Consider the following 13,050-nt stretch of genomic DNA (forward strand, 5'->3'; position numbering starts at 1 on the left):
CCGTCAGGATTGACCATAGAGTCCTCCGGAATACTTTACAGCACGACCAAGCTTTGGCGGGAAGCGCCCTAGACGTGAATTGCGCTACTGCGTAACGGTTGCAGGGCGTCTCGCTCGAATCGGCGCCGCGCCAAGAGGACCCCTGCGATGGTTGAAACCGTTGCCGCGAAGAAGGACTGGTGGTCGGCCGTCTCGGCCTATCTCACGCCGCGGATGCTCGTCATCCTGGCGATGGGGTTCGCCTCCGGCCTGCCGCTGCTGCTGACGCTCTCCACCCTGTCCTATTGGCTCTCCAAGCTCGGTGTCGACAAGACCACCATCGGCCTCTTCGCGCTCGTCGGCACGCCATACACCTTCAAGTTCCTGTGGTCTCCGATCATGGACCAGGTGCCGCTGCCGGTCCTGACGCGGCTCCTGGGGCGAAGGCGCAGCTGGCTCCTAGTGACGCAGGTGCTCCTGGCGGTCGCGATCTTCGCCATGGGACAGGTTGACCCGCGGGTCGATCCGTGGACGACCGCGCTCATCGCCGTCATCGTCGCCTTTCTGTCCGCCAGCCAGGACATCGTCATCGACGCCTATCGCATCGAATTTCTGCCTAAGGACGAGCAGGGCCATGGCGCCGCCGCCACCCAGATCGGCTATCGCTTCGGGCTGCTGCTGGCCGGCGCCGGCGCCGTCGGCCTGTCGGACTTCTATTCCTGGTCGGTGGTGTTCGGTGTGCTCAGCGCCGCGATGGTTGCCTCCGCGGTGCTGACCTTGCTCATACCCGAACCCAAGGGCGCGATGGCGCACGGCAAGCGCGACTATGCCCAGTGGGTCAAGGAATCGGTCATCGCACCCTTCGCCGATTTCACCAGCCGCACCGGCTGGGTCGTCATCCTGCTCTTCGTGCTGTTCTACAAATTCGGTGACGCGCTGGGCGGCACGATGGCCAATCCTTTCTATGTGGAGATGGGTTATACCGGATTGGAGATTGCCAGCATCAGCAAGGTCTGGGGCGTGTGGATGACGATCGTCGGCGCCGTCATCGGCGGCATCGCCGTGGCGCGCTGGGGCGTGTTCCGGGCGCTGCTCATCGGCGGCATCCTGCAGGCCGTCACCAATTTCGCTTTCGCCTATGTGGCGCTGCGTGGAGCAGAATACGGTCTCTGCGCCAGAGAGGCCTTGGCCGCCGATCCGAATGCGGTCGTCAGCAACTTGTGCGCCGCCTATCGGCACGATCTCCCAGCCTTGGCGATCGCTATCACTGCCGACAATATCGCTGGCGGTGCCGCTGGCGCGGCGCTCATCGCGTATCTGTCGGGCCTGTGCAACGTCGCCTTCACGGCCACGCAATATGCCTTGCTCACCTCTTTCATGGCGCAGGGCCGCACCTGGCTGTCCTCGGGCAGCGGCTGGCTTGCCGACCACACCGACTGGTTCACGTTCTGGAGCTTGACGGCGTTCCTCGCTGTGCCCGGATTGTTGTTGCTGCTCTGGATCATGCGGCTCTATCCGAGCGGCGCCGTCATCCAGCGTAATTCTTCGACATAGATCATTTGGCCTTGTCAGGGGCTACCGTGAACAGGCGGCCGAGCGATGCCGCCGGCCCTCACATCCACGCCCAGCGCGGTGAGGACGGCCCATACCCAATGGATGTCGAGTCGAGCACGGTGCAGCGGGCAGGGCGATCTAATGAGTGATCAGCCCGCTTCCGCCACCAGTTGCTCGGCAGTCTGCAGGTCGACGGACACGAGCTGCGACACGCCGCGCTCCATCATGGTCACGCCGAACAGACGGTTCATGCGCGCCATGGTGAGCGGGTGATGGGTGATGATCAGGAAGCGCGTCTCGGTACGTTCCAGCATCGCGTCGAGCAGGTTGCAGAAGCGTTCGACATTGTGGTCGTCCAATGGCGCGTCGACTTCGTCCAGCACGCAGATCGGCGAGGGATTGGTGAGGAACACCGCGAAGATCAGCGACATCGCGGTGAGTGTCTGCTCGCCGCCCGAGAGCAGCGACAGCACCGTCGGCTTCTTGCCCGGCGGATTGGCCAGGATCTCGAGGCCGGCTTCCAGCGGGTCTTCCGATTCAATGAGCTGCAACTCGGCTTTGCCACCGCCGAACAAGGTAGTGAACAGCTGGCCGAAATTCTCGTTCACCGTCCCGAAGGCGTCGAGCAGGCGCTGGCGCCCCTCGCGATTGAGGCTCTGGATGCCGCCGCGCAATTTGGCGATGGCCTGCACCACGTCGTCGCGCTCCTTGGTGAGCCCGTCGAGCTGCTTGGCGACTTCCTCGGCCTCTTCGTCGGCGCGCAGATTGACGCCGCCGAGGCGCTCGCGGTCTTCGCGCAGCGTATTGAGCTTGCGCTCGACCTCGTCGAGCGGCGGCATCTTGTCCTCTTCGAGGCCGGCCGTCTGGATGATTTCGCCGGGCGGGCAATGCAACGCTTCGGCGATGCGCCGCTCGCTCTCGCTATGGCGCTCGCGTGAGGATTCGAGCCTCGCCTCGAGGCGCGCATGATCCTCGCGCGCGCTCGATGCCTGGTCCTGCGTGGCGCGCAGGGCCTGGTCGGCGGCGCGCACGCTGTTCTCGGCCTCGGCAAGCGCGTCGGCGGCGGCTTTGCGCTCGCTTTCCGCCTCATGCAGCGTGTTCAAGAGCTTGAGGCGCTTGTCGGCGAAAGCCTGCGGCAGCTCGGCCATCTCCGCCAGCGTCGCGCGGGTCTCCTCGACACGCCGTGCGAGAGTTTCAATCTGGGTGCCGGCGCGCCTGGCGCGCTCCTGCCATTGCGACTGCTCAGCGACGATCGCCTTGAGGCGCTCGGCGCGGTTCTGCGCCTCACGCTCGACACCGTCATGGCGGGCGCGCGCCTCGGCATAAACGGCACGTTCGCTGTTGACGCCGTCGCGATAGGCGCCGATCTCCTGGATAAGGCCGTCGAGTTCCGGCAATTCGGCGAGTTCGGCTTCGACGGCGGCGAGGCGCGACTGTGCTTCGAGGAGACTGGCCTCGACGCGGCGCTTGGCTTCATCGAGAGCGCCCGTCTGCTGTAGCCGCTCGGCCACTTGCCGCTCATGCTGGCTGAGCGCCCGGCGCGCCACTTCGACCGCCGACGTGGCGGCCCGCCAGGCTTCACGGTGCTCGCGCTCGGCGCGCACGAAAGTCTCGACGGCGCCCTTGGCCTGTTCGGCCTGGAACCTGGCCTGCTCGGCGGCCTTCTGCGCTTCCACCATCTCGGCTTCGAGGGCGACCAGACGATTGCGCTCGGCAAGCCGCTTGGCGGCGGCGCTCGGCGCATCCGCTGCGGCGGTGAAGCCATCCCAGCGCCACACGTCGCCTTCGACGCTGACCAGGCGCTGCCCGGGCTTGAGCTCGCTTTGCAGGGCCTGGCCGAGTGCCCGGCTGACGATGCCGATATGCGAGAGGCGGCGTGCCAGGGCAGGCGGCGCGTCGACGAAACGGGTCAGAGGCTCGGCGCCGTCGGGCAAGGGATGGGATTCCGACAGGGGCGGCAGGCCGCGCCAATGCACGGGGGCCGCCTCGTCCGCCGAGGCGTCGATGTCCTCGCCGAGGGCCGCTCCAAGTGCGGTTTCATAGCCGCGCTGAACTTTAAGCGCATCGACCAGCGGCGGCCACAGATCGCCGTCATTGGCGCGCAGCAGGTTGCTCAGCGTGCGCACTTCGGTCGTAAGTTTTTCCGAGGCGCGGCGCGCATCCTCGAAAGCCTGCTTGGTGTCGGTCTCGTTCTGCCGGGCCTGACGCGATTGCGCTTCCGCCTCGTTGCTCGATTCTTCCGCCGCGGCGACCACCATCAAAGCGGTCTCGACCGCTTGCGCCAGCCTCTCGCCTTCCGAAGGTGGCGCGATCTGCGCCATCAGCGCCTGGAAGCGGGCCGCGGTTTCCTGGGCCTCGTGCTCGAAGCGGGTAATGCGCTGACGCTGCTCGTCGATGACGCGCTGCGCCGCGTTGCGCTTGGCGGTGAGGTCGGAGAGCCGCATATTGGCCTGGTCGAGCGCCTCCTGGGCGCGCGCAAGCGCCTCCGCCGCTTCCTGCAGCTTTTGCGCCGCCTCGGCCCGATGCTGGGCATCGCTTTCCTGGGCGACGTTGAGCTCGGCCTCTTCGACGGCAAGGCGTTCGAGCACGCCGCTCGTGTCGTGGATCGTCTCTTCCTCGCGGGCGAGATCGGCCACCGCCTGGACGAGGCGGGCGTCGAGTTCCTTGCGCCGGCCTTCGGCGCGCTTTTCTTCCTCGTCGAGATTGGAGCGCTCGATGGTGAGTCGCTGCAGGACCGCGGCGCGCACCGTCTCGTTCTCGCGCAAGCTCGGCAGCTTGTCGCCGAGATCGTCGCGATGACGCAGCGCCTCGGACGCGGCCTGGGTGTGTTCGGCGAGCACGCGGGTCGCCTCGTCGAGCGCCTTGGCGTCACGCTCGGCGTGCTCAACCGCATCCTTCCAGGCGAGATAGAGGCCTGTCGCTTCGAGCCTGCGGATATCGGCGGAAAGTGCCTTGTATTTCGCCGCCTGGCGGGCCTGACGCTTGAGGCCCGACAATTGCGTCTGCAATTGCCCGATCACGTCCTCGAGCCTGGCCACGTTCTGCTCGGCCGCCCTGAGCTTGAGCTCGGCCTCGTGCCGGCGGGTATGGAGGCCGGTGATGCCGGCCGCTTCTTCGAGGATGAGGCGGCGTGCCTGCGGCTTGGCGTTGATGATCTCGCCGATCTGGCCTTGCCGCACGAGCGCCGGCGAGCGAGCACCGGTCGAAACGTCGGCGAACAGCAATTGCACGTCGCGGGCGCGCACGTCGCGGCCGTTGATGCGATAGGCGGAGCCCGCTTCGCGCTCGATGCGGCGCCCGATTTCGAGCGTCTCATTGTCGTTGAACTGCGGCGGCGCGGTACGCTCGCTGTTGTCGAGCGTCACCAGGACTTCGGCCATGTTGCGGGCCGGGCGGTGGGTAGTGCCGGAGAAGATGACGTCGTCCATCCCGGACGCGCGCATGTTCTTGTAGGAACTCTCGCCCATCACCCAGCGCAAGGCTTCAAGCAGGTTGGACTTGCCGCAGCCATTGGGGCCGACGATGCCGGTCAAACCTCTTTCGATGACCAGCTCCGTCGGTTCGACGAACGACTTGAAGCCCGAAAGCCTGAGCCGCGAGAACTTCATAACCCCACCCCTTGCAGTCCAAAAAGCGGAAGCGGATGCCCGTCCTTAGAGGAGCGGGTCGATCCTCTTCCGGAATTCCTCGATTGACGTCTCGCCCTTGACCAGTTCGCCGTTGATGAAGAAGGTCGGAATCGAATCCACCCCGAATTCCTTTTCCGCCTTGTCGCGCACCGCGAGAATGCCCTTGGCCACCTCTTCGTTCTTGAGGCAGGCGTCGAAGCTTTCCTTGGTGAAGCCGGCGAGCTGGGCGATCTTCTGCAGGCCCTCCAGCGGTGCGGCGAGCCAAGTCTCCTGCTGCTCGAAGAACATGTCCACCATCGGGAAATATTTGTCCTTGGGCGCGCAGCGGGCCAGCATAAAGGCGGCGAGCGCCGGCTGGTTGTGCGGGAACTCCCGGAAAATGAAGCGGATCTTGCCGGTGTCGATATATTCCTTCTTGAGATCCTGGAAGGTCGTCTTGAAGAAATTGGCGCAGTGCGGACAGGACGCCGAGGCATATTCGACGACCACGACCTTGGCGTTTTCGGGTCCCATGGCCATTTCGCCGGAGGCCGGCGGCGCGTGCAGTGCGGCAATGTCGACGGCATGAGCGGTCGAGGCAAAGCCCGCGGAGGCGGCCAGCGCACTGGCCCCGAGAATCAGTTGGCGGCGATCTAGGTACATAATGGCTCCTGACTACTAGATATTGGGGGTTGTGACCAAGCGGTCATTTGGCCTGTGGAGAACGGGGGCTGAGCACCCCTTTTCCCAGCCGATGGAGGGCCTCCTTCAAGGCCGGATCCGTTACTGTTTCGAGGCGGGATTCGAGCGCCTGGGCTACTGCCGGACGGAGGGGGGCGAGGGGCTTGCGGGCGGGTTTGCGGGGAGTGAGCGCCCCTTGCATGATCTTGACCGTGGCGATGGCGCCGTAACCGTAGAAGGCGTTGATGCGCTCGATGATCCTGGGCGTCTCATGCTGGAGATCGAGACCGCGGCCGGGAACCACGCGGATCACCAGGGTGCCGCCCTGTTTGCGCGCATCGGCGGCGGCCCGCGGCCATCTGATCCGCTCGGGCTCGCTCCATTGCGCGATGGCCTCGCCGACGATCGAGGGCCATTGCGTGATCAGGTCGGCATAGGCAAAACCGTAGCGGGCAAAGGCGGCGCGCGTCAGCGCGCGGAATTCCTTGTCGAGCGTTTGCATAGAGGGATCATGTCGTCGCGAACCATGGCGGAACAAGGGCTTTCACCCATGCGTGATGGGAAAATACACAGGCTTCTGGCCTGGTACGACCGTCATCGCCGCGACCTGCCCTGGCGCGCCCGACCCGGAGAGGCGCCCGATCCCTACCATGTCTGGTTGTCGGAGATCATGCTGCAGCAGACGACGGTGGCGACCGTCGGGAGCTATTACCGGAAGTTCCTCGATCTGTGGCCGACGGTCGAGGCGCTGGCGGCAGCGCCCCGCGAAGAGGTTCTCAAGGCTTGGGCGGGGCTTGGCTATTATGCCCGCGCCCGCAATCTCCATGCCTGCGCCAAGGTGGTGGCCGAGGAACTGGGCGGCCGCTTCCCCGATACCGAGGAGGGATTGCGCGCGCTTCCCGGCATCGGCCCCTATACGGCGGGCGCCATCGCCGCCATCGCTTTCGATCGCAAGGCGTCGGCGGTCGACGGCAATGTCGAACGGGTGATGGCGCGGCTTTACGCCATCGAGACGCCTCTGCCCGAAGCCAAGCCTGAAATCCGTGCGAGGGCGCTGGCGTTGGTGCCGGACCGGCGCGCCGGCGACTTCGCTCAGGCGCTGATGGATCTGGGCGCCACCATCTGCGCGCCGAAGCGGCTCAATTGCATGATCTGTCCGTGGTCGGAAGATTGCAGCGGGCGCAAAAGCGGCATCGCCGGCGAGCTGCCGCGCAAAAAGGAAAAGGCCGAGCGCCCGCGCCGCAAGGGCGTCGCCTTCTGGGTCGAACGGCAGGACGGCTGCGTGCTGCTGCGCGAACGCCCCGACAAGGGCCTGCTCGGAGGCATGATGGAAGTCCCGTCCACCGAATGGGCGGCCTCGGTCGCGCGGCCGGAAGCCGCAGCACCGCTCGCCGCGAAATGGACGAAGACCGGCAAGCGGATCGAGCACACATTCACTCACTTCCATCTTGAGCTCGATATCTGGTCGGCCCTTGTGCCGGCCGATGCCCTTGTGCCGGACGGATCGGCGCGCTGGGTGCGCAAGAGCAAACTCGCCGGCGAGGCGCTGCCCAGCGTCATGCGCAAGATCGTCGATCAGATGAGCTGATTACCGATTATCGAGGTGGTACGGCTTCAGGAGCACCTCGGCGGGAATGTTCCACTCCACTGAAAGTTTGTGCGCCATCTGCATCGTCAAAGGACGTTTGCGATTCAGAATCTCTGAAGCCCGCGAGCGAGATCCAATAAGTTCGCTCAAGTCCTTCTGCGTGTAGCCCGAGAGTTCCATTCTAAATTCGATTGCCTCGATCGGGTCGGTTGGTTCGATGGTCCAATGCTTGGCTTCGTAGGCTTCGATCAGGCTGGCCAGGACATCAAAGCGGTCCGCGTCCTCCGTCCCGGGTACGGGCTGATTTTCAAAGTAGCGCGCGATTTCGGCGAGCGCCCAATCATAGTCAGCCTCATTGCGTATCGCGCGGACGTTCCTCATCACACGGTCTCCGGATCGATGGCATCATACTCTGCATGCGTACCGACAAACTTGATCAAAACGCGTTTGAAGGCATAAGCAACATGCACGACCAGTCTGTATTTATTGCCGCCTATATCGAAGATAAGGCGATTGTCTCCTACGAAGTCGACGGTCGCGCCGAACATCCGCTTCACATCGGCTGGCGTGTTCCAGCTTGCCTTGTCCACGACCTGATACCAGTTCCTCAGGGGAATCTCGGCCCGAAGATATCGTTCCCAGAACTGCTTCTGGGTCCGCTTGGCGATGACCTGCATCGCCTTATATAGGCTGTTCCCGATATGGGAACAAGAGGCGCGCGCCTGCCTTTATCATGCTAAGGCAAGCGCCGCCTGGCCGGTGGTTAGTCCGCCGAGCCCATTTCCTGGCGCAGCTGCTGACGCAGCATGTCGATCGGGACCAGCGACTTGCCTTTGCGCATGTGCCAGAAGGTCCAGCCATTGCAGGCTTCCGCCCCTTGCACATGGGCGCCGATCTTGTGGATCGAGCCGGAAGCGTCGCGGCAGGCGATCGAGCCGTCGGCCCTGACCTTGGCCGCCACCCGCTGGGCCGGATCGTAGAGAGTGTCACCCGCCTTCACGAGGCCGCGCTCGATCAGCGAGCCGAAGGGGATGCGCGGCTCCGCGCGCTTGCCGGTCGAGACCTTGAGCGCCTCGGGAGGCAGCGTCTCGGTCAAGCCGATGCGCGCTTTGGCGGCCTTGGCATAACCCTTGTCGCGCTCGATGCCGATGAAGTTGCGGCCGAGCTGCTTGGCGACGACGCCGGTCGTGCCCGAGCCGAAGAAGGGATCGAGGACGACATCGCCCGGATTGGAGGAAGACAGCAGCACGCGCCGGAGCAGCGATTCCGGCTTCTGCGTCGGGTGCAGCTTGTCGCCTTTGTCGTCTTTCAGGCGCTCGCCGCCGGAGCAGATCGGCAGGAGCCAGTCGGAGCGCATCTGCAGCTCCTCGTTCAGCGCCTTCATCGCATCATAGTTGAAGGTGTAGCGCGAGGACTGCTCCCGGCCCGCCCAGATGAGCGTCTCATGCGCATTGGTGAAGCGCTTGCCGCGGAAATTCGGCATCGGGTTGCTCTTGCGCCAGATGACGTCATTGAGGATCCAGAAGCCCATGTCCTGGAGCAGCGCGCCGACGCGGAAGATGTTGTGATAGGAGCCGATCACCCACAGGGCGCCGTTGGGCTTGAGCGCGCGCCGGCATTCCCTCAGCCAGCCGCGCGTGAAGGCGTCATACTCCGCGAAGGAGGCGAATTTGTCCCAGTCATCGTCGACCGCGTCGACCTTGCTCTGGTCGGGGCGGTGGAGGTCGCCATTGAGCTGGAGATTATAAGGCGGATCGGCGAAGACGAGATCGACCGATCCCGTCGGGATCTTGGTAAGCTGCTCGATGCAGTCGCCGACCAGAACTGTATTGTGAAGCGGCCTAAGATCAGCCTTCGCCTCGAACCCCATTTGAACACCCCAACGCAAACTCGACAAACTCACGAATCCTTTATGAGTCAAAGGGATTCGCGGGTGAATCGACTTCTGGCGGGATGGTTAATGAGTTCTGTTTTTCGGCTGCGTCTCGCGCTCAGGCGACGCGCGCCGTTGCAGTTTCGAACAGGATGCGGATGGGCTCGAAAGAGCGCCGGTGGTGCGCCGAGGGGCCCAGTCGCGACAGCGCTTCCTGGTGATCGGCCGTGCCATAGCCCTTGTGCTTGGCGAAGCCATAACCCGGACATTGCCGGTCGAGATCGATCATCATCCGGTCGCGTGTGACCTTGGCGATGATCGAGGCGGCGGCGATCGACAGGCATTTGCCGTCGCCTTCGATGACCGTCTCGGCCGGGCAGGTGAGCTTGGGCGCCCGGTTGCCGTCGACGAGAGCGAGAAGCGGCGCGCTGGCGAGCGCCGAAACCGCCTGGATCATCGCTGCATAGGTGGCCTGGAGGATATTGTCGCGATCGATCACCGCGACATCGATAATGCCGATACCGACTTCCGCTCCGGCGAGGATGATATCGTAGAGCTCCTCACGCCTGGCGTGGGTGAGTTTCTTCGAATCATTGATGCCTTGGGGCAGCGCTTCCGGATTGAGGATTACCGCGGCGGCGACCACCGGTCCCGCCCACGGCCCACGGCCGGCTTCATCGATGCCGGCGACGCGCGCGAAACCACGCGCGAAAGCCGAGCGCTCGAGGTCGAAATTGGGCAGGCTGGAATCGATTCGCACCATGCAGCCAATCTGGCTGCATCAGAAGGCTTTCGTCAATTCTTCGGCCAGGCGGCGAAGATGGCGTTGAGGTCGCTCTGCGGCGTTGCCTGCTCGGTGAACGTGAAGGTTCCCTTGCTCTGCACCTCGCGCGCCGCCGCAAGGAAGGCAGCGAGCGCCGCGCGTGTAAAAGCACCGCCGACGCTGATGCGCTTGACGCCGAGCCGGCTCAGATCTTCGACGGTGAGGGGGATGCCCTTCATGCCCATCAGCACGTTGACCGGAAGGTCGACTTCCCTGACGACGGTCTCGATATCTGCGGGGTTCTTGAGGCCCGGCGCATAGAGGACATCGGCGCCGGCGTCCTGAAAGGCCTGCAGCCGCATGATCGTGTCGGCGAGATTGGGCCGGTCATGCAGGAAATTCTCCGACCGCGCGGTGAGGGTGAAGCGGAAAGGCAGTGCCCGCGCCGCTTCGGCCGCCGCCGTGACCCGTTCGACCGCGGCCTCGAAATCATAGATCGGGTCGTCCTTGCGGCCCGTCGCGTCCTCGATCGAGCCGCCGACGATGCCGGTCTCGGCGGCGAGCCGGATGGTTTTGGCGCAGTCTTCCGGCGCATCGCCGAAGCCGCCTTCGAGATCGGCCGAGACCGGCAGGCTCGACGCCTCGGCAATGGCCTTGGCATTGCCGAGATGCTCGTCACGCGTAACGGCGCCCGTGCCGTCGGGCTTGCCGACGGTGAAGGCGAAGCCGGCGCTCGTGGTGGCGAGCGCCTGGAAGCCCAGATGCTGCAAGAGCCTGGCGCTGCCGGCATCCCAGGCATTGGGGATGACGAAGGCGCCCGGCTCCTCATGCAGCGCCGCGAAGAGTTTTCCTTTTTCCGCCTGGCTGATCATGATGTTCCTCTTCAGAAAAGCTTGAGTTGTTCGCCGGGCTTGGGCGGCCGCCGGAAAATGTCGGTCGAAAGCTGGCGCCGCTCCTTGTTATAGCCCAGACGCTGCGCCGCGATCTCGAAGCGCCGCCCGATCGACCAGGCATAAGGTCCGGTGCCGGTGAAGCGGCGCCCGAAAGTGGAGTCGTTCTCCTTGCCCTGGCGCGTCTGGCGGATGAGCGACATGACCTTGGCGGCGCGGTCGGGCAACGCCTCATTGAGCCAGGCGCGGAAGATGTCCTTCACCTCGAGCGGCAATCTCAGCACGACATAACCCGCCTCACGCGCCCCCGCCGCATGGCCGGCCTTCAGGAGGCTCTCGATCTCGCTGTCATTGAGGCCCGGAATGATCGGCGCAGTCATGACGACGGTGGGCACACCCGCTTTCGACAAGGCCTCGATGGCGCCCAGCCTTCTGGTCGGCGTCGCGGCGCGCGGCTCCATGGCACGCGCGAGCTTGGCATCGAGCGTCGTCACCGACACCGCGACCTTCACGAGATTGCGCCTGGCCATGTCCGTGAGGATGTCGAGATCACGCAGCACCAGCGCCGATTTCGTCACGATGCCGACCGGATGGTTGAACTCCGACAGCACTTCCAGGATCTGCCTGGTGATGCGGTATTCGCGCTCGATCGGCTGATAGGGATCGGTATTGGCGCCAAGCGCGATGGTGAGCGGCTCATAGTGCGGATTGGACAATTCGGCCCGCAGCAGCGCCGCCGCATTGGTCTTGGCGAAGAGCTTGCTTTCGAAATCGAGCCCGGGCGAGAGGCCCATATAGGCATGGGTGGGCCGCGCATAGCAGTAGGAGCAGCCATGCTCGCAGCCGCGATAGGGATTGATCGACTGGCGGAAGGAGATGTCGGGCGAGTCGTTGGTGGTGATGATCTTCTTCGGCGTCTCCTCATACACCGTCGTCTTGAGCGGCGGCAGGTCCTCGAGCGTCTGCCAGCCATCATCGAAGAGCGCTGTGCCGTGCCGCTCGTAACGGCCCGGCATGTTGACGACAGCGCCGCGCCCGCGCTGATGCTGCGGCAGCGTCGCATAGCGACCCGCCCCAAGGGCTGAGAGGTCGAGCCCGCTCGTCTGGCGCCTGTCGATGAGTGTCGTCATGGGAGAACATATAAACGTTCTCCATGAACAAATCAAGAACGCATATCGCGCCGACCGGCAGCCTTGTCAGGGCTTCGGCGTGGTGATGGCATCTTTGAGCTCGGGATATTTGGCTGTAATCCGGTCGAATTCGCCGGATTTCGCCACTTCCTTGATGGCGGCGTCGAGCTTGGTCTTGAGCTGCGTGTCGCCCTTGCGGATGCCGGCGCCGATGCCTTCGCCCAGCACCTTGGCATCGCTGACGCTGGCCTTGTATTCGCAGCAGGCCTTGCCGCCATCGGTATCCAGGAACCCGCGCATCACCGCCGCGCTGCCGATCGTGTAGTCGATGCGGCCCGCGGCGAGGTCCTGGTTGGCCTCGTCCTGCGTCGCATAGGTTTTGATCGTCGCGCCGGCCGGTGCGTAGCTATCTTCGGCATGCTTGGCCGAGACGGTGGAGCCCTGGACGCCGATCGTTTTGTCGGCAAGATGGCCGGGCTCGATATTGAGATCGCCGTTCTTGGGGCCGACGACGAAGAGCGTGGTGCGATAATAGGTATCGGAAAAGTCGATGATTTCGCGGCGCTTGGGCGTGATCGACATGGCGCTCCAGATGACGTCGATCGTATGCGACTGCAGCGCCGGGATGATGCCGTCCCAGGCCACTTCGACATAATCGCATTTCTCGTTCATCGCCTTGCAGACGGCGTCGATGGCGTCGATCTCCCAGCCCACCCATTTGCCGGAAGCGTCCTTGGAGCTGAAAGGTGGAAACGGTTCTGCCGCAAAGCCGATCTTCAGTTCGGCGTGGGCGAGACTCGCCTGCAGCGCCGTGAGGCAGGCCGCCACAGTAAGTGCTTTGAACATCTTGTGCATCTTAGGCTCCAGATAGGCTTGGCTAGATCGGTGCGCCGTCCGACATGCCTTTAAGGCATCTATGGCTTTTTATAGGACAGTATCTGTACGGGTGGTTAAGCCGGAACGTCCATATAAACTGATCGATTC

General features: G+C 64.2%; 12 protein-coding genes. 2 read left to right on the plus strand and 10 right to left on the minus strand.

Annotation, left to right across the window (positions count from 1 at the left end; genetic code table 11):
* Positions 1-147: 147 nt before the first annotated feature.
* Positions 148-1,533 carry an AmpG family muropeptide MFS transporter gene (locus G5V57_RS16585; protein WP_165168706.1) on the plus strand — a complete coding sequence of 462 codons (1,386 nt, stop codon included), beginning with the start codon at positions 148-150 and terminating at the stop codon, positions 1,531-1,533.
* A gap of 149 nt (positions 1,534-1,682) precedes the next feature.
* On the opposite strand, the gene smc is transcribed toward G5V57_RS16585, so the two are convergent.
* The 3 genes from smc to G5V57_RS16600 are packed head-to-tail and all read right to left on the minus strand — an operon-like array spanning position 1,683 to position 6,324.
* Positions 1,683-5,141, minus strand: a complete 3,459-nt coding sequence (gene smc, locus G5V57_RS16590) for a chromosome segregation protein SMC (RefSeq protein ID WP_165168707.1) — start codon at positions 5,139-5,141, stop codon at positions 1,683-1,685.
* A 45-nt stretch (positions 5,142-5,186) separates the two neighbouring features.
* Positions 5,187-5,804, minus strand: a complete 618-nt coding sequence (locus tag G5V57_RS16595; RefSeq protein ID WP_165168708.1) for a DsbA family protein — start codon at positions 5,802-5,804, stop codon at positions 5,187-5,189.
* Between the two features lie 43 nt (positions 5,805-5,847).
* Positions 5,848-6,324, minus strand: a complete 477-nt coding sequence (locus tag G5V57_RS16600) for a DUF721 domain-containing protein (protein ID WP_165168709.1) — start codon at positions 6,322-6,324, stop codon at positions 5,848-5,850.
* 48 nt (positions 6,325-6,372) lie between these two features.
* On the opposite strand from G5V57_RS16600, the gene mutY reads away from it, so the two are divergent.
* Positions 6,373-7,410, plus strand: a complete 1,038-nt coding sequence (gene mutY / locus G5V57_RS16605; protein WP_371744827.1) for an A/G-specific adenine glycosylase — start codon at positions 6,373-6,375, stop codon at positions 7,408-7,410.
* On the opposite strand, the gene G5V57_RS16610 is transcribed toward mutY, so the two are convergent.
* The 7 genes from G5V57_RS16610 to G5V57_RS16640 all read right to left on the minus strand — a co-directional run bounded on the left by G5V57_RS16610 (position 7,411) and on the right by G5V57_RS16640 (position 12,921).
* A complete protein-coding gene (locus G5V57_RS16610) occupies positions 7,411-7,791 on the minus strand; it encodes a type II toxin-antitoxin system HigA family antitoxin (RefSeq protein ID WP_165168710.1) in 381 nt (126 codons plus the stop codon).
* Positions 7,791-8,087: a type II toxin-antitoxin system HigB family toxin gene (locus tag G5V57_RS16615; RefSeq protein ID WP_165168711.1), complete on the minus strand. Its 297-nt coding sequence runs from the start codon at positions 8,085-8,087 to the stop codon at positions 7,791-7,793. Before G5V57_RS16615 ends, G5V57_RS16610 begins: the two co-directional genes overlap by 1 nt.
* A gap of 86 nt (positions 8,088-8,173) precedes the next feature.
* Positions 8,174-9,280: a site-specific DNA-methyltransferase gene (locus G5V57_RS16620; RefSeq protein ID WP_165168712.1), complete on the minus strand. Its 1,107-nt coding sequence runs from the start codon at positions 9,278-9,280 to the stop codon at positions 8,174-8,176.
* 121 nt (positions 9,281-9,401) lie between these two features.
* Positions 9,402-10,046: a ribonuclease HII gene (locus G5V57_RS16625; RefSeq protein ID WP_165168713.1), complete on the minus strand. Its 645-nt coding sequence runs from the start codon at positions 10,044-10,046 to the stop codon at positions 9,402-9,404.
* A gap of 32 nt (positions 10,047-10,078) precedes the next feature.
* On the minus strand, positions 10,079-10,918 hold the full coding sequence (locus G5V57_RS16630; protein ID WP_165168714.1) for an isocitrate lyase/phosphoenolpyruvate mutase family protein: 840 nt from the start codon (positions 10,916-10,918) through the stop codon (positions 10,079-10,081).
* Positions 10,919-10,929: 11 nt separating this feature from the next.
* On the minus strand, positions 10,930-12,066 hold the full coding sequence (locus G5V57_RS16635) for a PA0069 family radical SAM protein (RefSeq protein WP_165168715.1): 1,137 nt from the start codon (positions 12,064-12,066) through the stop codon (positions 10,930-10,932).
* 66 nt (positions 12,067-12,132) lie between these two features.
* Positions 12,133-12,921 carry a transporter substrate-binding domain-containing protein gene (locus G5V57_RS16640; RefSeq protein WP_165168716.1) on the minus strand — a complete coding sequence of 263 codons (789 nt, stop codon included), beginning with the start codon at positions 12,919-12,921 and terminating at the stop codon, positions 12,133-12,135.
* Positions 12,922-13,050: the final 129 nt, after the last annotated feature.

It is taken from the genome of Nordella sp. HKS 07, from assembly GCF_011046735.1.
Taxonomy (GTDB): domain Bacteria; phylum Pseudomonadota; class Alphaproteobacteria; order Rhizobiales; family Aestuariivirgaceae; genus Taklimakanibacter.